This is a genomic window from Streptomyces sp. NPDC048506 (genome assembly GCF_040651315.1).
In the GTDB taxonomy this organism is placed as follows: domain Bacteria; phylum Actinomycetota; class Actinomycetes; order Streptomycetales; family Streptomycetaceae; genus Streptomyces.
In genome coordinates, this window is sequence record NZ_JBEZIX010000021.1 from 1 (window position 1) to 25,150 (window position 25,150).

The window sequence follows — 25,150 nt, forward strand, 5'->3', positions numbered from 1 at the left end:
TCGACCAGGATCGCCTGGACCGGGCAGGCCGCCGCGGCGCGCAGCACCTGGTCGCGCTGGGCGTCGTCGGGGTTCGGGTCGTACATCAGCGCTTCCTCACCGTGCATCCGGAACGCCTCCGGAGCCAGGAACGCGCACTGCGCATACCCCGCACATCGGGAAAGATCAACGACGACTTTCACCCCGACCTCCACAGGGAGTGGGAGTTGCAGACCCTCAAGTCGGCGCCACTCCGGCGCGCAACGAGGGAGGATCCGGCCGCTGCCCACCCCTGCGACGTGCGAGGGGATGCACCGCGCTCGTCGGGTCTCCATGGAAAGAATCGATCATCGCGGCTAAGGCGATCGGCGCCTGACTGGGGACGGACGTATCCCTGGTTGCGGCTGCACTCTGGTTACGTAAGCGGCGCTCTTTTGGATTGCCGTTTCGACGGAGACCGTGTGGCACGGTGCGCCGGAACAACGTCAGAGAATCAGCGTAACAGCGGCACCGATACCGGCGAGTCCGGCGTTGATCGATCAGATGGCCGCAGGCCAGAGACCCGGCCCTGCACTTCTTCGGCTGACGGGGGCACTCGCCCGGGATCAGCGGTGAGACAGAGCATGGCAGGCAACACCTGCCTCGGTGTGCCTCTCGGCCTCGCGCGCACAGCAGCGTGATCAAATAGGGCATGGCATCGTCCTGGACTGGAAATCGGGTACGCCTACGCGCTGTCGAGCCCGACGACTGGACAGCGTTCATGCGCTTCGCCGACGATGACGGGCGGCGAGGGAGCCGGCTGGATCTGCCGCGGTCCGCCGAGAGCTACCGTGCCTGGGCGAAGGAGCAATCCGTTGCCAAGTGCGATGACGACCGCTTCCGGTTGGCAGTCGAAGCGACGGCCACGGGAGAGCTGGTCGGCGCGGTCGGCTCGCATCGCACCGGCCCTCGTTCGGGCTGGTTCGAGCTCGACGTCACGATCGGCGCCGACCACCGGCGCAAGGGCTATGCGACAGAAGCCGTGGTGCTGCTGCTGCGCTTCATGTTTGCCGAGCGGCGCTATCACAAATGCCTAGCAGCGATCTTCGCCCACAACGAGGCATCGCTGGCACTCTTTCGTCGGCTCGGCTTCACCGAGGAGGGGCGCTTGCGGGAACACGTTTTCTTCGCCGGCCGGCACCACGACCTCGTCATGATGGGCATGCTCGCCGACGAGTTCGACCGGCGACACACGATCGGCGAACCATGAGCTGGTCGTCCAGGCGTGTGCGGAACGGCACTCGAACGTCGTCGACGTCCGCGGTTTGCTGGCGGCGGCGGTCTGCCACCGAAAGCAGGACTGCCCTCAGCCGCGCGAGGTGGCGCGCAGGCGCAAGCCGACAGTCGCGAGACCTTCGAGGGTGGTGACCTGGTAGCTGGGCTCCGGTCCGGGCGGCTCGCTCAAGTGGTAGCAGCGGGCGGTCTGCGCAGTCAGGAGCGTCAGCATCGCCATGGCCAGAGAGGCTCCCTCGCAGCCATGCGGCCCGGTACCGAAAGAGAGGAAGACTCCGGGTTTCGCCGACGAGCCCGCATCATCGAGCCAGCGCTCGGGCTGGAACCGGTCCGGCTCGGAATACTCCCGTGCGTCGCGGTGGGCGGTGTAAGGGCAGACGAGAACGGTGGACCCGGCGTCGATGGTGTAGTCGGAGAGCTGAGTCTGTCGCGGGGCGTGCCGGGTCAGTAGCCAGCTCGGGGGGTACAGCCGGAGCACCTCACTTACCAGTGCCCGGGTGTATTGCAGGCCGCCGAGGTGGGTGCTGGTCGTCGCGGCCGGGTCCGCGGGCAGCGAGGCGGCTTCGGCCGCGACGCGGTCCGCTGCCTGGGGGTGCCGGGCCAGGTGGAGCAGGATCCATCCGGCTGCCCGGGAAGGGGTCTCGAAGGTGGCGACGGTGATTCCGGGGAGAGTGTCGAGGATGGCCTCTTCCGGCAGGAGGCCGTAGTGGGGGGAGGGCCGGAGCATCTGTCCCAGCATGTCTTCACCGAGCTGGCCCGATGAACGACGCCGGTGGACGATGGGCCGCAAAGCGTCGGTGAAGGCGACTTGCTGCCGTGCGCGGAACCGCCGTGCCGGTGTGGGGATCCAGCGCGGCCATACCCAACGCGAGGGGCGTACGAGCACCTCCCGGGCCAGGAAGAGCTGTGAGGCATAGGGCAGCAGGGTGGGAGCGTCTTCGGAGAAGAGGTAGCTCACGCCGACCTCTGCCAGGGCGTGCCGGACCGGGGGCAGAATCTCGACGTCCTGGCCCGTGGGCCACTGGTCGGCGAATCGAGCGGTCCGGGGCGCAATCTCACCGATCCGGGCCGCGACCGCCTGCGCACGTAGTCCGCGCATGCGGGCGGCGTGAGCGTAGGCACGCTCCTCGGGTGTTGGTGCCCCGCTCGACCACTTCAGCGGCGGGAAGAGAGGCGAGGGTGCCTTGGGGAAGTCCTGCGCGCGGCGCAGGACTGCTTCACACGGCCCGGCCGCAGCGGCTACGTAGACACCCGGCTCCAACTGCCAGACGTCCCCACACTCTTCAGCGCCACGGCGAGCCAATGCCAGCCGGTCGCGGCTCCAGGCCGCGTAGCTGCCTTCGGGCAACCGCGGCGGCTCATTCCTTCGGCCCATGAGATCGTCCCTGGCTCTCGTACCTGTCCAGGCCGATGTCGTCGGCAGCGTGGCTGGGAACTGGCGGGCGCCCAAGGGCGCCCGCCGTCAGTCCGGTCAGTCCTACTCGTCGCCGGCGTACGCATCCCATTCGTGGATCCCGTACGCGCCGTAGTGGCGCGTGAAGGACAGCTTGCCGAGCAGCTTGGCGATCATGATTCACTCCTCTCGCTTGCCTTCAGCACAAGCCACACTTGACATATTGCCACACACGGATTATCTGCGATATAGGGCGCATTCCGGGCATCGGTCGCATGCATTCACCACTGATCACCGCATGCGGGAACCGCGGTAGCGCCGCTGAGGAGGGCAGCAAGGGTCGCTACGGATCAGCAGCTCCCCGCGTCACACCCGTGCGGATCCAGCGGGGAGCCACGAGGAAGCGTGGCGGCCGGCGGCTGTGTGGCTCACACGCTCCTCACGCGTGATGGGTGCGCAACAACGAGAAAGAGCGGGAGACAGTGAGACTGTCTCCCGCTCTTCCATGTCGGCATCCGCCATGGTCAGCGTGTGATTTCTGCTGTTCCCAGGCGAGTGCCCCCGGCAGGATTCGAACCTGCGCACACGGCTCCGGAGGCCGTTGCTCTATCCCCTGAGCTACGGGGGCGTTGCCGCCGTTTTCCTTGGCGACGGGTAGAACCCTACCAGCTCTGATGGGGTGTTCATGAACAGGTTTGGGGTGAGGAGGGCGGGAGGGGGCGCGAGTCGAGTGGCCGGCGGGAGAGGGGTGGGGAGAGGGCCCCTGGGGGCTGTCCCTAGCGCATGTGGGGGGTGTGCCGGCGGTGGTCGGGGAAAGGTCCCCCGCATGGGGGCGGAAGTGGGCAAAACCGGGACGGCGCCGCAGGTGGGCCCCTAGTCTCATGGTGTGCCTGGCTTGTCCGGTCGGATCCTTGTTGTGGATGACAACAAGGTGATCCGGCAGTTGATCAGGGTCAATCTCGAACTGGAAGGCTTCGAGGTGGTGACCGCGGCTGATGGTGCCGAATGTCTGGACGTTGTGCACCACGTAAGACCCGACGTCGTGACCCTTGATGTGGTGATGCCGCGGCTCAACGGTCTGAACACCGCGGCGCGGCTGCGGTCCGATCCTCGGACGTGGGACATCCCGATCGCCATCGTCAGCGCATGCACCCAGGGCGAGGTGGACAACGGGGCGTCGGTGGGGATCGACGCGTTCCTGGCCAAGCCGTTCGAGCCGACCGAGCTGGTGCGGACGGTGGGGAAGCTGGTACGCGAGGGGCGGCAGCGGGAGCGTGGGCCCGAAGGCGGGGCGGACGACGAGGGCGGCGGGGGAGAGGACGGGGAGAGCGACCGGGGCGGGGCGGGTGAACGGGGTGGGGTGGGGGCGTCCGTGACGCACTCCATGGTGCGACCCGCAGGATGAGCCGCGTCGGGCTTCGTGGGGCTGGGCCCGGGGCCTGGAGCTGGCGCCGTGAGGCGGTCCGAGGGGACGGGCCGAGGGCGGCTGGTCTGGCGTCCGGGGTGTCGAGCCGGGGCGGCGGTGGGCGCGGGGCGCTCGTCGCGAGGGTGCGGGCGGTCGTGGTGTGGGTACGGGGAGTGTCCACAGGGCGAAACCGGGTCGCGTGGATGCCCCTGTTCTCCCATACGCTTGTCCCGTGACCCCCGCTGAGCTCTCCCGTACCGTCCTGCGCTCCGTGCGCGGTGCCGTGGCGGAGCAGGAGCTCTCCGTGCCCGTGCCGGCGCGGATCGTCGTGCAGCAGCCGCCGCGGCCGGGCTGCGGGGACTACGCCTCCAACGTCGCGCTACAGCTCGCCGGACCGGCTGGGCGGCCGGCCCGGGAGGTCGCCGAGATCCTGCGCAAGCGGCTGGTCGACAGTGCCGGGATCGCCCGGGTCGAGATCGCCGGGCCGGGGTTCTTGAACTTCACCCTGGGGGACGGGGCGCAGGTCGCGCTCGTACGGGAGGTGCTGGCGCAGGGCGACGGGTACGGGGACCGTGCGGCGGGGCGGGACCCCGTGGCGCGTGTTCTACCCGTCGGGCACGAGCCGGCGGCTGGTGCCGATGCCGATGCGAGTGCCGACGCGGGTGCGGGTGCCGGCGTCCGTGAGGCGGTCGTGGCCGAGGCGCTGGCGCGGATCGAGGCGGCGGCGGGGCTTCCGCACGGCCGAGGAGCCGACGACCGCCGCGCTGATCACCGGACCGACGGCCGTCCCGCCGATCACCGGACGGACAACCGCCCCGCCCACGTCCCCGCTCCGTACGACCTCGGCACGCTCATCGCCCGCCTCGGTGTCGACGAAGCGCGCTGGGTGCTGTTGCGTCCCGCCGCGCACGACCGGGTGCAGGTGCCCGAGCGGCCGGTGCAGCGGGAGAGCAATCCGCGGTTCCGGGTGCAGTACGCCTGCGCGCGCAGCCGGGCGCTGGTGCGCAACGCGGATGAGCTGGGGTTCGCGGCCGAGCCGGGGGACGTGGGGGAGTCGACTGTCGAGGCGCCTGCGGGGGAGTCCGCCGCCGACGTCCTGCACGCCCACCTCGCCGCCTACCCGTCCGTCGTCGAGGTCGCCGCACGGCGGCGGGCACCGGACCGGGTGGTGCGGCATCTGGAGGCGACGGCGGACGCGTACTTCCGGTGGCATGACGTCCAACCGCCGCTGCCCGTAGGGGAGCAGAAACCCTTGGCCGTGCACCGCGCCCGGCTGGCCCTTGCCGAGGCCGCCGGGACGGTGCTCGCCAACGGCCTGCGCCTGCTCGGCATCTCCGCTCCCGAACACCTCTGATGAAAGACTTTGAGGGGATCTCCACGCCATGAGTCGTTCCGCGCACCCCGCCGGGCCCCGGCATGCTGACGTGCTGCCCGAGGGGCATTACGCCGGGCCGCCCGCCGATCTCAACACCCTTGACCCACGGGTCTGGTCCCGTACGGTCCGGCGCAACGCCGACGGCGTGGTCACCGTCGGCGGACTGGACGTCGCCGCGCTCAAGGAGGAGTTCGGCACGCCGGCGTACTTCCTGGACGAGGAGGACTTCCGGGCCCGCTGCCGGGCCTGGAAGAACGCCTTCGGGCCGGGGGCCGACGTCTTCTACGCCGGCAAGGCGTTCCTGTCCCGGGCCGTCGTGCGCTGGCTGAACGAAGAGGGGCTCAACCTCGACGTCTGCTCCGGGGGCGAGCTGGCGACCGCCCTCGGTGCGGGGATGCCGGCGGAGCGGATCGCGCTGCACGGCAACAACAAGAGCACGGAGGAGATCACCCGGGCCGTCGAGGCCGGTGTGGGGCGGATCGTGCTCGATTCGTTCCAGGAGATCGTCCGGGTCGCGCACATCGCGGAGAAGCTCGGCAAGCGGCAGCGCGTGCAGATCCGGGTGACCGTCGGTGTCGAGGCGCATACGCACGAATTCATCGCGACCGCGCACGAGGACCAGAAGTTCGGCATCGCGCTGGCCGGCGGGCAGGCGGCCGAGGCGGTGCGGCGCGCCCTGAAGCTGGACGGGCTCGAACTCATCGGCATCCACAGCCACATCGGCTCGCAGATCTTCGACATGGCGGGCTTCGAGGTCTCCGCCCGGCGCGTGGTGCAGCTGCTGACCGAGGTGCGTGACGAGCACGGCATCGAGCTGCCGGAGATCGACCTCGGTGGTGGGCTCGGCATCGCGTACACCTCGGACGACGATCCGCGCGAGCCGCACGAGATCGCCAAGGCGCTGGGCGACATCGTGGCCCGGGAGTGCGCGGCGGCGGGGTTGAGCGTGCCGCGGCTGTCGGTCGAGCCGGGGCGGGCCATCGTGGGGCCCACGGCCTTCACGCTCTATGAGGTCGGCACGGTCAAGGAGCTCGAAGGGCTGCGGACGTACGTGTCCGTGGACGGCGGGATGTCCGACAACATCCGCACGGCCCTCTACGACGCCGAGTACAGCGTGGCGCTGGTGTCGCGGACGTCGGACGCCGAGCCGATGCTCTCCCGGGTGGTCGGCAAGCACTGCGAGAGCGGGGACATCGTCGTCCGCGACGCCTTCCTGCCGGCCGACGTGGCGCCGGGCGACCTGCTCGCGGTACCGGCCACCGGCGCGTACTGCCGGTCCATGGCGAGCAACTACAACCACGCGCTGCGGCCGCCGGTCGTGGCCGTCGCGAACGGCGAGGCCAGGGTGATCGTCCGGCGTGAGACGGAGGAAGATCTCCTGCGGTTGGATGTCGGGTAGGGCCGGATCGTCGGGCTCCCGGCCCGGATGAAATAAATGTCTCGGCATCTGGACGACAGACGGAATCTGCCGTCCGGTGGGTGAGACTTGTGCAAGAGCAAGTCGAAAATCGCTGATCGATGAGAAGCAGAGGTCGAATGATGCGTACGCGTCCGCTGAAGGTGGCGCTCCTGGGCTGTGGTGTTGTCGGCTCAGAGGTGGCGCGCATCATGACGACGCACGCGGACGACCTCACGGCTCGCATCGGCGCGCCCGTGGAGCTCGTCGGGATCGCCGTACGCCGCCCCGACAGGGTGCGCGACGGCGTACCGGCCGAGCTGGTCACCACCGATGCGACGGCGCTCGTCAAACGCGGCGACATCGACGTGGTGATCGAGGTCATCGGCGGCATCGAGCCGGCCCGGACGTTGATCACCACCGCGTTCGAGCACGGCGCCAGCGTGGTGTCGGCGAACAAGGCGCTGGTCGCGGCGGACGGCGCGGCGCTGCACGCGGCGGCCGAGTCCAACGGCGCGGACCTGTACTACGAGGCGGCCGTCGCGGGGGCGATCCCGCTGGTGCGACCGCTGCGCGAGTCGCTGGCCGGCGACAAGGTCAACCGGGTCCTCGGCATCGTCAACGGCACCACCAACTTCATCCTCGACAAGATGGATTCGACCGGTGCCGGCTACAGCGAGGCGCTGGACGAGGCGACCGCGCTGGGGTACGCGGAGGCCGACCCGACCGCCGACGTCGAGGGTTTCGACGCCGCCGCCAAGGCCGCGATCCTGGCCGGTATCGCCTTCCACACCCGGGTGACCATCGACGACGTGCACCGCGAGGGCCTGACGGAGGTCACCGCGGCCGACATCGCCTCGGCCAAGCGGATGGGCTGCACGGTCAAGCTGCTGGCCATCTGCGAGCGGGCGGCGGACGGCGCGTCGGTCACCGCCCGGGTGCACCCCGCGATGATCCCGCTGACGCATCCGCTCGCCTCCGTGCGCGAGGCCTACAACGCGGTCTTCGTCGAGGCCGATGCGGCCGGCCAGCTGATGTTCTACGGCCCCGGGGCCGGCGGTTCGCCGACCGCCTCCGCGGTCCTCGGCGACCTCGTGGCGGTCTGTCGCAACAAGCTCGCCGGCGCCACCGGCCCGGGCGAGTCCGCGTACACGCGACTGCCGGTCAGCCCCATGGGCGAGGTCGTCACGCGGTACCACATCAGTCTCGACGTGGCCGACAAGCCCGGCGTTCTCGCGCAGGTGGCGACGGTCTTCGCCGAACACGGCGTATCGATCGATACGGTGCGCCAGCAGGGCAAGGACGGCGAGGCCTCCCTCGTCGTCGTCACCCACCGGGCGGCCGACGCGGCGCTGTCGTCGACCGTCGGGGCACTGCGCGAGCTGGACACCGTCCGCGGTGTCGCCAGCATCATGCGGGTCGAAGGGGAGTAAAGGAACCCATGTCTGCCAAGTCCACTGTGACCACGACAAGCAGTCAGTGGCGCGGAATCATCGAGGAATACCGCGACCGGCTTCCGGTCAGCGAAACGACCGAGGTCGTCACCCTCCGGGAGGGCGGCACGCCCCTCGTACCGGCGCAGGTGCTCTCCGAGCGCACCGGGTGTGAGGTGCATCTCAAGGTCGAGGGTGCCAACCCCACCGGCTCCTTCAAGGACCGGGGCATGACGATGGCCATCACCCGGGCCAAGGAGGACGGCGCCAAGGCCGTCATCTGCGCCTCCACCGGCAACACCTCCGCCTCGGCCGCCGCCTACGCGGTCCGGGCCGGCATGGTCTGCGCGGTGCTCGTCCCACAGGGCAAGATCGCGCTCGGCAAGATGGGCCAGGCGCTGGTGCACGGCGCAAAGATCCTTCAGATCGACGGGAATTTCGACGACTGCCTGACGCTGGCCCGTGGGCTGTCCGAGAACTACCCGGTCGCACTTGTGAACTCCGTGAACCCGGTGCGCATCGAGGGGCAGAAGACCGCCGCCTTCGAGATCGTCGACATGCTCGGCGACGCGCCGGACATCCACGTGCTGCCGGTCGGCAACGCCGGCAACATCACCGCGTACTGGAAGGGCTACCAGGAGTACGCGGCCGACGGCATCGCCGGCCGTACCCCGCGCATGTGGGGCTTCCAGGCGTCCGGCAGTGCGCCGATCGTGCGCGGCGAGGTCGTCAAGGATCCGCACACCATCGCCACCGCGATCCGCATCGGCAACCCCGCCTCGTGGGCGTACGCGGAGCGCGCGCGGGAGGAGTCCGGCGGCTTCATCGACGAGGTGACCGACCGTCAAATCCTGGCCGCCTACCGGCTGTTGGCCGCGCAGGAGGGCGTCTTCGTGGAGCCTGCCTCGGCCGCCTCGGTGGCCGGTCTGCTCAAGGCCGCCGAGGAGGGCAAGGTCGACCCGGGCCAGCGGATCGTCTGCACGGTCACCGGCAACGGCCTCAAGGACCCGGACTGGGCGGTGGCCGGAGCGCCGCAGCCGGTCACGGTCCCGATCGACGCGGACGTCGCGGCCGAGCACCTCGGCCTCGCCTGAGACGTCCCCAGCCGTAGGCGCTGACCTGCGCAGACGGCACACGGTGACGGGGCGGCACATGCCCCGTCACCTCCTGTACAGCAAACTGTGCAAAGGCTGCAAAGTCCGGCGAAGGCAGGGCCTGGGGCACAGGCGGCGCGCGACACGCATCGTGCGCCTCCTGTGCGCCCTATGTCGCGACAGAACCTTCCTTCGATAGGCTGGCAGCCAACTCCCCTCCCCACGGCATAACGCAGTGGTGTTCAGGGCAGGTCAGAACAGACCCCATGAGCCGGCCGGGCACCTCGGTGCCGCGGCGCTCCGGGGCAGTACCGCAGCATCAATCAAGGAGAGTCATCGAGCGATGGCCGGTCCCGCGTTCCGCGCCGCCGCCGTCCGGGTGCGCACCCCCGCTACCAGCGCCAATCTCGGTCCCGGCTTCGATGCCCTGGGTCTTTCCCTGGGCCTGTACGACGATGTCGTGGTGCGCGTCGCCGACTCCGGGCTGCACATCGACATCGCAGGTGAGGGGGCTGAAACCCTGCCGCGTGACGAGAGCCACCTGCTCGTACGGTCGATGCGCACCGCCTTCGAGCTGCTCGGCGGACAGCCGCGCGGTCTGGAAATCGTCTGCGCCAACCGCATCCCGCACGGCCGTGGCCTGGGCTCCTCCTCCGCCGCCATCTGCGCCGGCATCGTCGCCGCCCGCGCGGTGACGATAGGCGGGGAGCAGAAGCTCGACGACGCCGCGCTGCTGGAGCTGGCCACCGAGGTCGAGGGCCACCCCGACAACGTCGCCGCCTGTCTGCTCGGCGGCTTCACGCTCGCCTGGATGGACACCGGGAGCGCCCGGGCGATCCGGATGGATCCCGTCGATTCCATCGTTCCGGTGGTCTTCGTGCCCGGAAAGCCGGTGCTCACCGAGACCGCCCGTGGACTGCTGCCGCGTACCGTCCCGCACGTGGACGCCGCGGCCAACGCCGGCCGCGCCGCACTGCTCGTCGAGGCCCTGACCAGGCGCCCCGAGCTGCTGCTCGCCGCGACCGAGGACCGACTTCACCAGGAGTACCGCGCCCCCGCGATGCCGGAGAGCATGGCCCTGGTGAACCGACTGCGCGCGGACGGCGTCCCCGCAGTCGTGTCCGGTGCGGGCCCGACGGTGCTCGCGCTGGTGGACGACGCGGCGGCCGAGAAGGTCGCGGCACTGGCGGGTGAGGGGTGGGCGGCCAACCGGCTGACCCTCGACGCGGCAGGAGCGTGCGTGCTGCCGCTCGCCGGGTGATCACGCGGGTGATCGACGATTGCCGGTCTTAGAGAGGGGGAATGTTTGTTGGATCCGGTAGTGTTAACCTCAAGTCAGTACTCGGCGCCTGTGTGGCGCGGTGCTTCGTGTCCCCCATCGGGACCACTTTCTTCCGGGAGCCTCCCAAACTGCTTGGAGCAATGGCCTGAGCAGAAGTGAGCACGCTCCGGAATCGGCGTGACGACATGGGTCACTCTGCATCTCTTCACGCCGAAGCCATGAATTGATCTCTCCGCCACTTCCGGCGGGACCACCGCCCCGGCCCGGTCCGCGAAAACTCTCAGGACCCAGCCGGACAGCACAACCGGTCGCCGAGCCAGACAGGCCGACGCCCGCTCCAGGGAAGGACCCTTCGTGAGCGACACCACCGATCTGATGGGCGCGCGCACCGATGGCAGTGCAACCACGCCCGCCACGGACGCTCCCGCCGCGCCTGCAACCACGCGGCGCCGCCGTTCCGGCACCGGCCTTGACGGCATGGTCCTGGCAGAGCTGCAGCAGGTCGCCTCCGGCCTCGGTATCAAGGGCACCGCGCGGATGCGCAAGAGCCAGCTGATCGAGGTCATCAAGGAGAGGCAGGCTGGGGGCTCGGGCACGGCGGCCAAGGCCGACGCGCCCGCCGACACAGAGACCAAGCCCAAGCGCCGCACGACCTCCAAGGCCCGCACCGGCGAGGACGGCGCGGCGCCGGCCGCCGCCAAGGCGGCGAAGGCCGAGCGGGGCGCCAAGGCCGACAAGGCCGCGGACCAGGCCGGCACCCAGCAGCAGATCGACATCCCCGGCCAGCCGGAGGGGGGCACCTCCCTGCTCGAGCAGCCGGCCGGCGAGCGCCGTCGGCGCCGGGCCACCGCCGCCGCGGGCAGCCCCGAGCCCGCGGGCGACCTCAAGACCGAGACCAAGGTCGAGGCGAAGACCGAGGTCAAGACGGAGGCCAGGACCGAGACCGCGGTGGCGCCGCAGGAGGCCGGCGAGGGTCGGCCCGGCAAGGGCGAGCGCCAGGACCGCGGCGACCGTCAGGACCGCGGCCAGAAGGGCGAGCGCCGCCAGCGCGACCGCGGCGAGCGCGGCGAGCGCGGCGAGCGACAGGACCGCGGTGACCGCGGCCGCAAGAGCGACGCCGGCGACGGCGGCCAGGGCGGCCAGGGCGGCCAGCGCCAGCGGGACCGCCGGGATGACGACGACGACTTCGAGGGCGGTCGGCGCGGCCGTCGCGGCCGCTACCGCGACCGCCGGGGCCGCCGTGGTGGTCGTGAGGAGTTCGGCAACGAGCCGCAGATCGCCGAGGACGACGTCCTGATCCCGGTCGCCGGCATCCTGGACATCCTGGACAACTACGCGTTCATCCGGACCTCCGGCTACCTGCCCGGTCCGAACGACGTCTACGTCTCGCTCGCCCAGGTCCGCAAGAACGGCCTGCGCAAGGGCGACCACGTCACCGGTGCGGTCCGGCAGCCCAAGGACGGCGAGCGGCGCGAGAAGTTCAACGCGCTGGTCCGACTCGACACCGTCAACAGCGTGGCGCCCGAACAGGGCCGCGGACGGCCGGACTTCGGCAAGCTGACGCCCCTTTACCCGCAGGAGCGGCTGCGCCTGGAGGGCGAGTCCGGCGCGCTGACGACCCGGATCATCGACCTGGTCTCGCCGATCGGCAAGGGCCAGCGCGGTCTGATCGTGGCCCCGCCGAAGACCGGCAAGACCATGATCATGCAGGCGATCGCCAACGCGATCACCCGCAACAACCCCGAGTGCCACCTGATGGTCGTCCTCGTCGACGAGCGTCCGGAAGAGGTCACCGACATGCAGCGGTCGGTGAAGGGCGAGGTCATCTCCTCGACCTTCGACCGCCCGGCCGAGGACCACACCACGGTCGCGGAGCTGGCCATCGAGCGCGCCAAGCGCCTGGTGGAGCTGGGCCACGACGTGGTCGTCCTGCTGGACTCGATCACCCGACTGGGCCGTGCGTACAACCTCGCCGCCCCGGCCTCGGGCCGCATCCTGTCCGGTGGTGTCGACTCCACCGCGCTCTACCCGCCGAAGAAGTTCTTCGGTGCGGCGCGCAACATCGAGGACGGCGGCTCGCTGACCATCCTGGCCACCGCGCTGGTCGAGACCGGCTCGCGGATGGACGAGGTGATCTTCGAGGAGTTCAAGGGCACCGGCAACATGGAGCTCAAGCTCGACCGCAAGCTCGCCGACAAGCGCATCTTCCCGGCGGTGGACGTGGACGCGTCCGGCACCCGTAAGGAAGAGATCCTGATGGGCAGCGACGAGCTGGCCATCGTCTGGAAGCTCCGCCGGGTGCTGCACGCCCTGGACCAGCAGCAGGCCATCGAGCTGCTGCTGGACAAGATGAAGCAGACCAAGTCCAACGCGGAGTTCCTGCTCCAGATCCAGAAGACGACGCCGACCGCGGGCAACGACTGACGCCCCCGACGCCGCTCCTCGTCTGAGCACCTCCCGGCCTGAGCCGGGAGAACACGGCCCCCCTCGCCCATATGGGTGAGGGGGGCCGTGTGCTGTGTGCCCCGTACGGCGTGCGCGCCGCCGGATGATCTGTGACCTGTGCCGCCGCCCGGAGGGCCGGCCCGCCGTCCGGCCTGAGACGTTCCGCACAGATCCCGATCCGGGGCAACCTTCCGGCCATGGCTGAAAACGGGACGAACGTCCAGGTGGGAGGGGCGAAGTCGGGACGCGGCCGGTGAACAGAGGGGGGCGTTTCTAAGAATTCGCTCACCACTCGCTGTGCAACCCTTCCCGTCGACCTCCCGTCTGACAAGGAGCAACAGCCGTGACGGCACGCAGCACGGTGACGGCGAGGAGTAGCCGAGCGAACGAGGACTGAGGAGCAGATGGCGGACACCAACGGGACCGCGACGGCCGAAAGTCGTTCCCGCGGCATACGCGCCACGGGCCGTCGGCGCAAGGCGCCCAGCCGGCGCCGCCGCGTACTCACCATCACCCTGTGTGCGCTGGTCAGCGCCGTACTTCTCGGTGGCGCCGGGCTCGGCTACGTCTACTTCAAGCTCAACGGCAACCTGAAGGGCGTCGACATCAACGCCGCCCTCGGCCACGACCGGCCCAAGAACGTCGACGACGGCTCGATGGACATCCTCGTCATGGGCTCCGACTCGCGCGCCGGCAAGAACGGCGAGTACGGCAGGGACGAGGGCGGCGCCCGCTCCGACACCGCGATGGTCGTGCACGTCTTCAAGGGCCACAAGAAGGCCAGCGTCGTCAGCATCCCGCGCGACACCTTGATCACCCGGCCCGACTGCACCGACCACGGCAAGACCGTCCCCGGTGAGCGGCGGGCGATGTTCAACACCGCGTTCGAGGTCGGCGGGCCGGCCTGCGCCGTGAAGACCGTCGAGGCGATCAGCGGCATCCGGATGGACCACTTCATCGAGGTGGACTTCACCGGCTTCAAGAAACTCATCGACGCGCTGGGCGGGGTGGACATCACCACCAGCAAGCCGATCGACGACAACAAGAGCCACCTGCACCTTCAGCCGGGCAAGCACACCCTCGACGGCGAGCAGTCGCTCGGCCTCGTCCGTACCCGGCACGGCGTCCCCGGCGGCGACGGCAGCGACCTCGGCCGCATCCAGCTCCAGCAGACGTTCCTCAAGGCCCTGATGAACCAGGTCAAGAACGTCGGGGTGCTCACCAGCCCCACCAAGCTCTACGACATCGCCGACACGGCCACCAAGGCCATCACCACCGACACCGACCTCAACTCGGTCAGCGAGCTGACCGGCCTGGCCAAGAGCCTGGGCGGCATCGGCTCGCAGAACATCGACATGGTCACGCTGCCGGTCACCTACGACACCGCCAACCCGGACCGCGTGGTGCCGCTGACCCGACAGTCCCGGCAGGTCTGGAACGCGCTGCGCACGGACCGGGACATCCCCAAGTCCGCGATCAAGGGCTCGGCCGGTGACCAGGGCGGCACCGGCCGCTACGTCAAGTAGCCGGACCGGGCCGCCGCTCCGCCCGGTCCGCGGGGCGGCGGGACCGTACGTCCCCGGGGTCCGACGGGCCTCGGGGAGGGGCTGGGAGGGGGCCGGGAATAGCTGCGCGGGTACCCCGGTTTTGGGAGATACGGCTAGTCCTGGCAGACTGGACCGTCGGCCCCGGTTCACGTGACGTAACCCGCGACACGACCCGGTGCACTCCCGAACCTAGGAGAATCCCTTGAAGCGCGACATCCACCCGGAGTACGTCGAGACCCAGGTCAGCTGCACCTGTGGCGCGTCCTTCACCACCCGTAGCACCGTTGCCGGCGGCAGCATCCGCGCCGACATCTGCTCCGAGTGCCACCCGTTCTACACCGGCAAGCAGAAGATCATGGACACGGGCGGTCGCGTGGCCCGCTTCGAGGCCCGCTTCGGCAAGGCCGCCGCTGCCAAGAAGTAGCGACCCTCAAGGCGCCGGTTCCTGGTCGCCCCTGCCCAGGGGGGACCGGACCGGCGTCTTTGTTTCGTCGTCCCCACCGGTAGTCACAGCCAGCCAGCAGAGGAAGCCACGATGTTCGAGGCGGTCGAAGAACTGATCGGCGAGCACGCCGATCTCGAAAAGCGGCTGGCCGACCCCGCGGTCCACGCCGACCAGCGCGAAGCCATGCGGCTCAACAAGCGCTACGCCGAGCTGTCCCCGATCATCGCGACGTACCGCGACTGGAAGCAGACCGGCGAGGACATCGAGACCGCGCGTGAACTCGCCCAGGACGACCCGGACTTCGCCGACGAGGTCAAGGAGCTCGACGCCCGCCGCGAGGAGCTCACCGAGAAGCTGCGGCTGCTGCTCGTCCCGCGCGACCCCAGCGACGACAAGGACGTCATCCTCGAGGTGAAGGCCGGCGAGGGCGGCGAGGAGTCCGCGCTGTTCGCCGGCGACCTGCTGCGGATGTACCTGCGCTACGCCGAGCGGGTCGGCTGGAAGACCGAGATCCTCGACGCCAACGAGTCCGACCTCGGCGGCTACAAGGACGTCCAGGTCGCCGTGAAGACCAAGGGCGGGGGCGGCGCCACCGAGCCCGGACAGGGCGTCTGGGCCCGACTGAAGTACGAGGGCGGGGTGCACCGCGTGCAGCGCGTGCCCGCCACCGAGTCGCAGGGCCGCATCCACACCTCCGCGGCCGGCGTGCTGGTCACGCCCGAGGCGGAGGAGGTCGAGGTCGAGATCGTCGCCAACGACCTGCGGATCGACGTCTACCGCTCGTCGGGCCCCGGCGGCCAGTCCGTCAACACCACCGACTCCGCGGTGCGCATCACCCACCTGCCCACCGGCATCGTCGTCTCCTGCCAGAACGAGAAGAGCCAGCTCCAGAACAAGGAGCAGGCGATGCGCATCCTGCGCTCCCGGCTGCTGGCCGCCGCCCAGGAGGAGGCCGAGCGCGAGGCGTCCGACGCCCGGCGCAGCCAGGTCCGCACGGTCGACCGCTCCGAGCGCATCCGGACGTACAACTTCCCGGAAAACCGCATCTCGGACCACCGCGTCGGCTTCAAGGCGTACAACTTGGACCAGGTGCTCGACGGCGAGCTGGACCCGGTGATCCAGGCGTGCGTCGACGCCGACTCGGCGGCCAAGCTCGCCGCCGCCCAATGAGCCCCCACGGCATGTGAGCCGTCAGACCTGTCAGACCCGTCAGACCCCGTACGTATCGGCTGGAGGAAGAGCGTGAACCTGCTGCTCGCCGAGGTGGCCCAGGCCACCCAGCGGCTGGCCGACGCCGGTGTGCCCTCCCCGCGCTTCGACGCCGAGGAGCTCGCCGCGCATGTGCACGGCGTCAAGCGGAGTCAGCTCCACACGGTCCCCGACGCGGACTTCGACGCCCGCTACTGGGAGGCGATCGCCCGCCGCGAGGCGCGTGAGCCGCTCCAGCACATCACCGGCCGGGCGTTCTTCCGCTACCTCGAACTCCACGTCGGGCCGGGGGTGTTCGTGCCCCGGCCGGAGACCGAGTCGGTGGTCGGCTGGGCGATAGACGCCGTACGGGCCATGGACGTCGTCGAACCGCTCATCGTCGACCTCTGCACCGGCTCCGGTGCCATCGCGCTGGCGCTGGCGCAGGAGGTGCCCCGGTCGAGGGTGCACGCCGTGGAGCTGTCCGAGGCGGCCCTGGAGTACGCCCGCAAGAACGTCGAGGGGTCCCGCGTCGTTCTCCACCACGGCGACGCGCTGACCGCGCTTCCCGAACTGGACGGGCAGGTCGACCTGGTCGTCTCCAACCCGCCGTACATCCCGCTGACCGAGTGGGAGTACGTCGCACCCGAGGCACGCGACCACGACCCCGAGCTCGCGCTGTTCTCGGGCGAGGACGGCCTGGACACCATCCGCGGCATCGAACGGACCGCACACCGGCTGCTGCGGCCCGGCGGCGTGGTCGTCGTCGAGCACGCCGACACCCAGGGCGGGCAGGTGCCGTGGATCTTCACCGAGGAGCGGGGCTGGGCCGATGCGGCCGACCACCCCGACCTCAACAACAGGCCCCGTTTCGCCACCGCGCGCCGGGCGACGCCATGACGCCCACCGCCCCGATGAACCCCCCAACCGTTCGGCACCAGGAGGACCGCTAATGGCACGGCGATACGACTGCAGCGACGCGACCGACCGCGCGACCGGTCTGCGCGAGGCCGCCTCGGCCGTCCGCCGCGGTGAGCTGGTCGTGCTGCCGACCGACACCGTCTACGGTGTCGGCGCGGACGCCTTCAGCGCGGAGGCGGTCGCCGACCTGCTGGAGGCCAAGGGCCGCGGCCGCGGGATGCCCTCCCCGGTCCTCGTCGGATCCCCCAACACCCTGCACGGCCTGGTCACCGACTTCTCCGAGCAGGCCTGGGAGCTGGTCGACGCCTTCTGGCCCGGTGCGCTCACCCTCGTCGCCAAGCACCAGCCGTCGTTGACCTGGGACCTGGGCGAGACCCGGGGCACGGTCGCGGTGCGGATGCCGCTGCACCCCGTCGCGATCGAGCTGCTGACCGAGTTCGGCCCGATGGCCGTCTCCAGTGCCAACCTCACCGGCCACCCGTCCCCGCAGGACTGCGACGCCGCGCAGGAGATGCTGGGCGACTCGGTCTCCGTCTACCTCGACGGTGGCCCGACGCCCGCCGCCGTACCGTCGTCGATCGTCGACGTCACCGGCACGGTCCCGGTGCTGCTGCGCGAGGGCGCGATCAGCGCGGACGAGCTGCGCAAGGTGGTACCCGAGCTTGAGGTGGCCAATTGATGGCGCCCCTGGGGCGTGGCATAGCGGGACCAGGCGACGACAACCCCCCGGTACCCCCTGCGTCCGTCTTCCGGATCCTCCACGTCAGCACCGGCAACGTCTGCCGCTCGCCGATCACCGAGCGGCTGCACCGCCATGCCCTTCAGCGGCGGCTCGGCGGGCCCCACAGCGGTGGACTGCTCGTGGAGAGCGCCGGCACCTGGGGCCATGAGGGTGCCCCGATGGAGGCGCACGCCGCCACGGTGCTCACCGACTACGGCGCCGACCCGGCCGGCTTCATCGGCCGCGAGCTGCTGGACGAGCACGTGATCCGCGCCGACCTGGTGCTCACCGCGACCCGCGACCACCGCGCGCAAGTCATCTCGATGGGCCACTCCGCCGGGCTGCGCACGTTCACGCTCAAGGAGTTCAACCGGCTGGTGCGGGCCATAGACCCCGCCACGCTGCCCGAGCCCGACCCGTACCTGCCGGACGGCGGGCTGGTCGAGCGGGCCCGTGCGCTGGTCGGTGCCGCCGCGGCGCTGCGCGGCTGGCTGCTGGCGCCCAATCCGGAGTCCGACGAGGTCCACGACCCCTACGGCGCCCCCATCACCTTCTTCCGGTCCATCGGCGACGAGATCAACCAGGCGCTGGACCCGGTCGTCACGGCCCTCACAGGGGTCCCGGCGCGGGCGTAGCCGTTCCGGGCGCCCCGGGCCGCCCCGGGCGTGGTCACGGGCCGCCAGCGGCCCTCTGCGGGCCGCGCACGCCGCGCCCGATCGCCGTGCCGCGCCTACATTGGGACTACGCGTCCCGTACGAGGCCCGGAGCCAGCGATGCCCGCCACCACCGCGTCACCCCGCAGCGAGTCCCCGGACGGTCCCGCCCCGGCCACCGAGCCGGCCTACGGAGCCGGCGGCGAGTCCGAGACCATCGAGGAACGGGCCCGGGCCGCCGCGCGGGCCGGCGTCAGCGGACCGGCCGGCGCGCCGGACTTCGCCGCCCTGCTGCGCCAGGACCCGGAGATCGCCGGCGTCCTGCTCGGCGAGAGCGCCCGGCAGGGGGACGGGCTCCAGTTGATCGCCGCGGAGAACTTCACCTCGCCGGCCGTCCTGGCCGCCCTCGGCTCCCCGCTGGGCAACAAGTACGCCGAGGGCTATCCCGGTGCCCGGCACCACGGCGGGTGCGAGATCGTCGACCTCGCCGAGCGGATCGCCGTGGAGCGCGCCAAGGCCCTTTTCGGCGCCGAACACGCCAACGTCCAGTCCCACTCCGGGTCTTCGGCCGTTCTGGCCGCCTACGCCGCCCTGCTGCGTCCTGGTGACACCGTTCTGGCCATGTCCCTGCCGCACGGCGGACACCTCACCCACGGATCGCCCGCCAACTTCTCCGGCCGGTGGTTCAACTTCGTCGGCTACGGCGTCGACGAGGAGACCGGGCTGCTGGACTACCACTCGATCGGCGACCTGGCGCGCGCCCACCGGCCCAAGGCGATCGTCTGCGGCTCGATCTCCTACCCCCGGCACATCGACTACGCGGCCTTCCGCGACATCGCCGACGAGATCGGCGCGTATCTGATCGCGGACGTCGCGCACCCGCTCGGGCTGATCGCCGGGGGAGCGGCGCCCAGCCCCGTCCCGTACGCGCACGTGGTGTGCGGGACCAGCCACAAGGTGCTGCGCGGCCCGCGCGGCGGGCTGATCCTGTGCGGCGCCAAGCTCGCCGAGCGGATCGACCGTGCGGTGTTCCCGTTCACCCAAGGGGGTGCACAGATGAACTCGATCGCCGCCAAGGCCGTCGCCTTCAGGGAGGCCGCCACACCCGCGTTCGGCGCGTACGCCCACCAGGTCGTGGCCAATGCCGGGGCGCTCGCCGAGGCGCTGGCCGGGCAGGGCCTGACGATCACCACCGGAGGCACCGACACCCATCTGATCACCGCCGACCCCACGCCCCTCGGGTTGGACGCGCGCACGGCCCGCGGCCGGCTGGCGGCGGCCGGGATCGTGCTGGACACCTGTGCGCTGCCCTGCGCCGATACGGGCGGCAACCGCCGGACCGGCCTCCGGCTGGGCACCGCTGCGGTGACGACCCAGGGGATGGGCGAGGCGGAGATGCGGACGGTCGCCGACCTGATGGTCGCGGCGCTGCGGGGGGACGGTGCGACCCGCTCCGGGACCGTCGCCCTGGTCCACGCCTTTCCGCCGTATCCCGACCGCGGGTGAGGCGGGGAACCGTCCGCCGGCGCGAGGCGTCATCTCCTGTATTCACGGCCAGGGGGCGGACACGCATAGGGTGTGGGGCTGTGATGGCCAGCTATACCAATGGGGCAGCCCGTGCGTGAATACCTGCTGACGCTGTGCGTCACGGCCGCGGTGACCTATCTGCTGACCGGGCCGGTGCGGAAGTTCGCGATCGCGGCCGGCGCGATGCCGGAGATCCGCGCGCGTGACGTGCACCGCGAGCCGACACCGCGACTCGGCGGAATCGCGATGTTCGGCGGGCTGTGCGCCGGTCTGTTGGTCGCCTCGCACCTGACCAACCTCAAGTCCGTCTTCGCCAACTCCAACGAGCCGCGGGCGCTGCTGTCGGGTGCCGCGCTGATCTGGATCCTCGGCGTGCTGGACGACAAGTGGGGCGTGGACGCGCTGGTCAAGCTGGGCGGCCAGATGATCGCCGCGGGCGTGATGGTGCTTCAGGGCCTGACGATCCTGTGGATCCCGATCCCCGGCGTCGGCACGGTCTCACTGACCCCGATGCAGGGCACGCTGCTGACCGTCGCACTGGTCGTGATCACGATCAACGCGGTGAACTTCGTGGACGGCCTGGACGGTCTGGCCTCCGGCATGGTGTGCATCGCCGCCGCCGCGTTCTTCATGTACGCGTACCGGATGTGGTTCGGCTACGGCATCGAGGCGGCCGCCCCCGCAACCCTCTTCTCGGTCGTCCTGATGGGCATGTGCCTGGGCTTCCTGCCGCACAACATGCACCCGGCCCGGATCTTCATGGGCGACTCGGGGTCGATGCTGATCGGCCTGGTCATGGCGGCCGGGGCGGTCTCGGTGACCGGCCAGGTCGACCCGGACCTGCTGGGCCAGAAGGCGGGCGGCCTGCGCGAGGCCACCCACGCGATGGTGCCGGTCTACATCCCGCTGCTGCTGCCGCTGACGGTCATCGCGGTGCCGGTCGCCGACCTGATCCTGGCCATCGTGCGGCGCACGTGGAAGGGCCAGTCGCCGTTCGCCGCCGACCGCGGCCACCTGCACCACCGGCTGCTGGAGATCGGCCACTCGCACAGCCGGGCCGTGTTGATCATGTACTTCTGGTCGGCGCTGATCGCGTTCGGCGCGGTCGCCTACTCGGCGAACAACGCCAGCATGTGGATCGTGCTGGGCATCGTCCTGCTGAGCGCGGTCGGTCTGGTGCTGCTCCTGCTGCCGCGCTTCACCCCGCGGGCGCCGCGTTGGGCCGAGCGGATGGTGCCGCCGCGCTACCGCAGGACCGCCCGGCCGGCGGTGGCGGCGGCGACCGCCGAGGGCCCCGCCGGGGAGTTCGAGGAGGAGCGCGAGCCGGTTCCGGCGGGCATCCACGGGGCCACCGCGATCGGCGACCGGTCACGCTTCGTGGACCGCAGGAGGGCGGGCAGTCACCGTTGATACCGCGTTTCGATCGCCCGAACGGGCATCGGAAATCGGGCTTGTTGACCCCATACCAGACAAAAAGCTGGCCGTCAGTGCACCAACGCGCAGGTTCACGCTCAGGTGTGACAGGGTCCACACGAACCAGGTAAAGACCTCATCAAATAGTTTGTGATACCGTTCACGAAACCCGGCGACAGGGCCGAAGGACCGTAGTGCGACGGTCCTGGGCCCTCAGGTTCCGCCTCAGGCCGGGTCTACGCTCGTCCCTGACGACACACCCCCACCCCTTGCCGGAGCGCCGCCATGCAGTCGAATGACGCCCGACTACTCCTTCACGCCGTTGTGCCCACGCTCGCCATCGGTGTCATCGCCGTTGCCGTGAGTGCAGTGGTCGCCGGCGCAGCGGGAGCGATCGGAGCTGTCGTCGGCACCGCCCTGGTGGTGCTCGTGATGGGGGCCGGCCTGCTCGTCCTACAGAAGACCGCGAAGAACCTGCCGCAGCTGTTCCAGATGATGGGTCTGCTGCTCTATACGACGCAGATCCTGTTCGTGCTGGTCTTCCTGATCGCGTTCAAGGACACAACGCTCTTCGACACCAAGGCATTTGCGCTCACGCTGCTGGGCGCGACGCTTGTGTGGATCGCGGCGCAGACCCGCGGTCATATGAAGGCAAAGATTCTGTACGTGGATCCCGACTCCGCCGAGTCCAAGAAGGCGGAGACGGCGGGGTCGCCGACGTGACGCGTAGGGCCGAGATAAATGCCCTCATGCGGGCCTGCTATCGTCCGGTGCCAACTGCGGCACAGTTGGCGCAGGCGGCTGAGCTCCCGAATCCCACGAGAAGGAACGGGCAGTTCTCGCGGCCGATGCCGGTATTGAGGCCGGGCCCCGCGCCCGCCAGCCGCCCCCTAATCCGTAAGACCAGTCCAGTGCCGCTCCGTGGCTCAATGCCGCGCCGACACAACGAGGTTGCCGTACCCATGCGCCACGCTGAAGGAGCTCGCGGTGAGTGCTGAAACGATGCTCGCCTCCGAGACCGACTGCCACATCTTTTCCGGGTGCGGCTTCCCTGCTCCCGGGCTTCATTCGTTCGTCTTCCAGCCGCTGTTCACCATCAACGGCTTCGAGTTCAACAAGATCATGCTGCTGGCGCTGCTCAGCACCGTCGTGGTCATTGGATTCTTCTGGGCGGCGTTCGGCAAGGCCAAGGTGGTCCCGGGCAAGCTGCAGATGATCGGCGAAGCGGGCTACGACTTCGTACGCCGCGGGATCGTCTATGACGCCCTCGGGAAGAAGGAGGGCGAGAAGTACGTCCCCTTCATGGTCTCGCTGTTCTTCTTCGTCTGGATCATGAACCTCTGGTCGATCATCCCGATCGCCCAGTTCCCGGTGACGTCGATCATTGCGTTCCCCGCCGGTCTCGCCGCGATCGTCTACATCACGTGGATGTTCCTGACGTTCAAGAAGCAGGGCTTCGTCGGCGCGCTGAAGAACCTGAGCGGCTACGACAAGTCACTCGGCTGGATTCTGCCGCTGATCATGCTGCTGGAGCTGCTCCAGCACCTGATCATCCGGCCCTTCACCCACGCGGTTCGACTCTTCGCGAACATGTTCGCCGGTCACCTGCTGCTGCTGATGTTCACCATCGGCAGCTGGTACCTGCTGAACGGCATCGGTGTCGTCTACGCCGGCGCCTCTTTCGTGATGACCGTCCTTCTGACGGCATTCGAGATGTTCATCCAGGCCGTGCAGGCGTACGTGTTCGTGCTCCTGACCGCGAACTACATCCAGGGCGCGCTCGCCGAGCACCACTGAGCCCCCGCTTTCCCAGCCCCTATAGACGCCCGGTGGCCAACCCCCACCGGTCCGTGAAAGAGAAGGAAGTAACGGCATGTCCGCTGCTCTCGAGAGTGTCAACCTGGCCGCCGGCGTCACCGGCAACCTCGGTTCGATCGGTTACGGTCTCGCCGCGATCGGCCCCGGCGTCGGCGTCGGCATCATCTTCGGTAACGGCACCCAGGCGCTGGCCCGTCAGCCCGAGGCTGCCGGTCTGATCCGCACCAACCAGATCATGGGTTTCGCCTTCTGTGAGGCGCTCGCCCTGATCGGTATCGTCATGGGCTTCCTCTTCAGGGCCTGACGGACCGCTTCAACCCCTTGACAGACGGAAGGCACTGATGTGAACGCCCTGGTGAACATGGCGGCGGAGGTTCCCGAGAACCCCCTGATCCCGCCGATTCCAGAGCTGGTCATCGGCCTGGTCGCCTTCTTCATCGTCTTCGGCTTCCTGGCCAAGAAGCTCCTCCCGAACATCAACAAGGTTCTGGAAGAGCGCCGGACGCTCATCGAAGGCCGCATGGAGGAAGCCGAGGCGACTCAGACCGAGGCCCAGCAGGTGCTCGCGGACTACCGGGCACAGCTGGCCGACGCCCGCCACGAGGCCGCGCGACTGCGTCAGGAGGCGCAGGAGCAGGGCGCGACTCTCATTGCTGAGATGCGCGCCGAGGGGCAGCGGCAGCGTGAGGAGATCATCGCTGCCGGCCACGCCCAGATCGAGGCGGACCGCAAGGCCGCTGCGCAGTCGCTGCGTCAGGACGTGGGCACGCTCGCCATCGACCTGGCCGGCAAGCTCGTCGGCGAGTCCCTCGAGGACCACGCCCGACAGAGCCGGACCATCGACCGCTTCCTCGACGAGGTCGAGGCCAAGGCGGCGTCGGACGCGACGAAGGCTGAGGCCGGCCGATGAACGGAGCGAGCCGCGAGGCACTCACCTCCGCACGCGAGCGGTTCAACGCGCTGACGGACGACACCTCCGTCGACGCCGCGAAGCTCGCCGAGGAGCTGGCTGCCGTCACCGCTCTGCTCGACCGCGAGGTGTCGCTGCGTCGGGTCCTGACCGACCCGGCGCAGGGCGGCGAGGCCCGCGCCGAGCTGGTCGGACGGCTGCTCGGCAGCCAGATCGGCGGCTCGGCCGTCGCCCTGGTGTCCGACATGGTCCGCTCCCGCTGGTCGCGCTCGCGTGACCTGCCGGACGCGATCGAGGAGCTGGCCTACAGCGCCGACCTCGTCGCGGCCCAGCGGGCCGGCACGCTCGACGACGTCGAGGACGAGCTGTTCCGGTTCGGCCGGATCGTCGCGTCCAACGGCGAGCTGCGTCGCGCGCTGACCGACCGGAACGCCTCGGCCGCGGCCAAGACGGAGCTGCTGCGGTCCCTGCTGGGCGGCCGGGCCAACCCGGTCACCGAGCGGATCGTGATCCGTCTTGTCGTACAGCCGCGGGGCCGTAGCCTGGAAGCGGGGCTCGAAGCCCTCTCCAAGCTGGCGGCGACCCGCCGTGACCGGATGGTCGCGGTGGTCACCTCCGCGGTGCCCCTCAGTGAAGGGCAGCGGCAGCGCCTGGGCGCCGCCCTGACCGAGCTGTACGGACGGCAGATCCACCTGAACCTCGACGTGGACCCCGAGGTCCTCGGCGGCGTCCAGGTCCGGATCGGCGACGAGGTCATCAACGGGACCATCGCGGAGCGCCTCGACCAGGTGTCCCAGCGGATGGCCGGCTGACCCAGCCACCAACTCAAGAGCTGCACAACCGGCGGCCAGTCGCCGGACACGCCGGCCGGACCACAGGTCCGGCTGCGGTCCGGAGAAAGCACCGGGGACCAGCACAAGCATGACGGCGGCC

General features: G+C 70.0%; 23 protein-coding genes and 1 tRNA gene. 21 read left to right on the plus strand and 3 right to left on the minus strand.

Annotation, left to right across the window (positions count from 1 at the left end; genetic code table 11):
- The coding region (locus tag AB0C96_RS18650) for a ferredoxin (RefSeq protein WP_362918736.1) at positions 1 to 182 on the minus strand (182 nt) is incomplete at its 3' end.
- 488 nt (positions 183 to 670) lie between these two features.
- On the opposite strand from AB0C96_RS18650, the gene AB0C96_RS18655 reads away from it, so the two are divergent.
- Positions 671 to 1,228, plus strand: coding sequence for a GNAT family protein (locus tag AB0C96_RS18655; RefSeq protein WP_362918737.1), 558 nt, complete (start codon positions 671 to 673; stop codon positions 1,226 to 1,228).
- Between the two features lie 96 nt (positions 1,229 to 1,324).
- On the opposite strand, the gene AB0C96_RS18660 is transcribed toward AB0C96_RS18655, so the two are convergent.
- Together AB0C96_RS18660 and AB0C96_RS18665 are read right to left on the minus strand one after the other, a co-directional pair.
- The gene (locus AB0C96_RS18660; RefSeq protein WP_362918738.1) at positions 1,325 to 2,350 is read right to left on the minus strand and encodes a cytochrome P450; all 1,026 of its coding nucleotides are present in this window, start codon (positions 2,348 to 2,350) and stop codon (positions 1,325 to 1,327) included.
- Positions 2,351 to 3,200: 850 nt separating this feature from the next.
- Positions 3,201 to 3,272, minus strand: a tRNA-Arg gene (locus AB0C96_RS18665).
- Between the two features lie 267 nt (positions 3,273 to 3,539).
- On the opposite strand from AB0C96_RS18665, the gene AB0C96_RS18670 reads away from it, so the two are divergent.
- The 20 genes from AB0C96_RS18670 (at position 3,540) to AB0C96_RS18765 (ending at position 25,029) form a co-directional block, all read left to right on the plus strand.
- Positions 3,540 to 4,049, plus strand: a complete 510-nt coding sequence (locus AB0C96_RS18670; RefSeq protein ID WP_362918739.1) for a response regulator — start codon at positions 3,540 to 3,542, stop codon at positions 4,047 to 4,049.
- 232 nt (positions 4,050 to 4,281) lie between these two features.
- Positions 4,282 to 5,403 (plus strand): ArgS-related anticodon-binding protein NrtL, encoded by a 1,122-nt coding sequence (nrtL, locus tag AB0C96_RS18675; RefSeq protein ID WP_362918740.1) that lies wholly within the window; start codon positions 4,282 to 4,284, stop codon positions 5,401 to 5,403.
- A gap of 28 nt (positions 5,404 to 5,431) precedes the next feature.
- Positions 5,432 to 6,823, plus strand: a complete 1,392-nt coding sequence (gene lysA, locus AB0C96_RS18680; RefSeq protein WP_362918741.1) for a diaminopimelate decarboxylase — start codon at positions 5,432 to 5,434, stop codon at positions 6,821 to 6,823.
- Between the two features lie 137 nt (positions 6,824 to 6,960).
- Complete coding sequence (locus AB0C96_RS18685) at positions 6,961 to 8,253, plus strand: homoserine dehydrogenase (protein WP_362918742.1); 1,293 nt, start codon at positions 6,961 to 6,963, stop codon at positions 8,251 to 8,253.
- A gap of 8 nt (positions 8,254 to 8,261) precedes the next feature.
- Complete coding sequence (thrC, locus tag AB0C96_RS18690; protein WP_362918743.1) at positions 8,262 to 9,347, plus strand: threonine synthase; 1,086 nt, start codon at positions 8,262 to 8,264, stop codon at positions 9,345 to 9,347.
- A gap of 343 nt (positions 9,348 to 9,690) precedes the next feature.
- Positions 9,691 to 10,608, plus strand: coding sequence for a homoserine kinase (gene thrB / locus AB0C96_RS18695; protein ID WP_362918744.1), 918 nt, complete (start codon positions 9,691 to 9,693; stop codon positions 10,606 to 10,608).
- 375 nt (positions 10,609 to 10,983) lie between these two features.
- Complete coding sequence (rho, locus tag AB0C96_RS18700; RefSeq protein ID WP_362918745.1) at positions 10,984 to 13,053, plus strand: transcription termination factor Rho; 2,070 nt, start codon at positions 10,984 to 10,986, stop codon at positions 13,051 to 13,053.
- 425 nt (positions 13,054 to 13,478) lie between these two features.
- On the plus strand, positions 13,479 to 14,600 hold the full coding sequence (locus AB0C96_RS18705) for an LCP family protein (protein WP_362918746.1): 1,122 nt from the start codon (positions 13,479 to 13,481) through the stop codon (positions 14,598 to 14,600).
- Between the two features lie 223 nt (positions 14,601 to 14,823).
- On the plus strand, positions 14,824 to 15,045 hold the full coding sequence (gene rpmE, locus AB0C96_RS18710; RefSeq protein WP_136742604.1) for a 50S ribosomal protein L31: 222 nt from the start codon (positions 14,824 to 14,826) through the stop codon (positions 15,043 to 15,045).
- A 111-nt stretch (positions 15,046 to 15,156) separates the two neighbouring features.
- A complete protein-coding gene (gene prfA, locus AB0C96_RS18715; RefSeq protein WP_362918747.1) occupies positions 15,157 to 16,236 on the plus strand; it encodes a peptide chain release factor 1 in 1,080 nt (359 codons plus the stop codon).
- Between the two features lie 72 nt (positions 16,237 to 16,308).
- Entirely contained in the window at positions 16,309 to 17,154 is an 846-nt protein-coding gene (gene prmC, locus AB0C96_RS18720; protein WP_362918748.1) for a peptide chain release factor N(5)-glutamine methyltransferase, read from the plus strand.
- Between the two features lie 52 nt (positions 17,155 to 17,206).
- Positions 17,207 to 17,854, plus strand: a complete 648-nt coding sequence (locus AB0C96_RS18725) for an L-threonylcarbamoyladenylate synthase (RefSeq protein WP_362918749.1) — start codon at positions 17,207 to 17,209, stop codon at positions 17,852 to 17,854.
- Positions 17,854 to 18,531, plus strand: a complete 678-nt coding sequence (locus tag AB0C96_RS18730) for a protein-tyrosine-phosphatase (protein ID WP_362918750.1) — start codon at positions 17,854 to 17,856, stop codon at positions 18,529 to 18,531. The genes AB0C96_RS18725 and AB0C96_RS18730 overlap by 1 nt, the downstream gene beginning before the upstream one ends.
- Before the next feature lie 138 nt (positions 18,532 to 18,669).
- Positions 18,670 to 20,055: a serine hydroxymethyltransferase gene (glyA, locus tag AB0C96_RS18735; RefSeq protein WP_362918751.1), complete on the plus strand. Its 1,386-nt coding sequence runs from the start codon at positions 18,670 to 18,672 to the stop codon at positions 20,053 to 20,055.
- Positions 20,056 to 20,154: 99 nt separating this feature from the next.
- Positions 20,155 to 21,486 (plus strand): MraY family glycosyltransferase, encoded by a 1,332-nt coding sequence (locus AB0C96_RS18740; RefSeq protein WP_362918752.1) that lies wholly within the window; start codon positions 20,155 to 20,157, stop codon positions 21,484 to 21,486.
- Positions 21,487 to 21,774: 288 nt separating this feature from the next.
- Positions 21,775 to 22,212 carry a hypothetical protein gene (locus AB0C96_RS18745; RefSeq protein ID WP_362918753.1) on the plus strand — a complete coding sequence of 146 codons (438 nt, stop codon included), beginning with the start codon at positions 21,775 to 21,777 and terminating at the stop codon, positions 22,210 to 22,212.
- A 279-nt stretch (positions 22,213 to 22,491) separates the two neighbouring features.
- Entirely contained in the window at positions 22,492 to 23,286 is a 795-nt protein-coding gene (gene atpB / locus AB0C96_RS18750; RefSeq protein ID WP_362918853.1) for a F0F1 ATP synthase subunit A, read from the plus strand.
- A 76-nt stretch (positions 23,287 to 23,362) separates the two neighbouring features.
- Positions 23,363 to 23,611 (plus strand): ATP synthase F0 subunit C, encoded by a 249-nt coding sequence (atpE, locus tag AB0C96_RS18755; RefSeq protein ID WP_351271107.1) that lies wholly within the window; start codon positions 23,363 to 23,365, stop codon positions 23,609 to 23,611.
- 39 nt (positions 23,612 to 23,650) lie between these two features.
- A complete protein-coding gene (locus AB0C96_RS18760; RefSeq protein WP_362918754.1) occupies positions 23,651 to 24,217 on the plus strand; it encodes a F0F1 ATP synthase subunit B in 567 nt (188 codons plus the stop codon).
- On the plus strand, positions 24,214 to 25,029 hold the full coding sequence (locus AB0C96_RS18765; RefSeq protein WP_362918755.1) for a F0F1 ATP synthase subunit delta: 816 nt from the start codon (positions 24,214 to 24,216) through the stop codon (positions 25,027 to 25,029). Before AB0C96_RS18760 ends, AB0C96_RS18765 begins: the two co-directional genes overlap by 4 nt.
- Positions 25,030 to 25,150 lie beyond the last annotated feature (121 nt).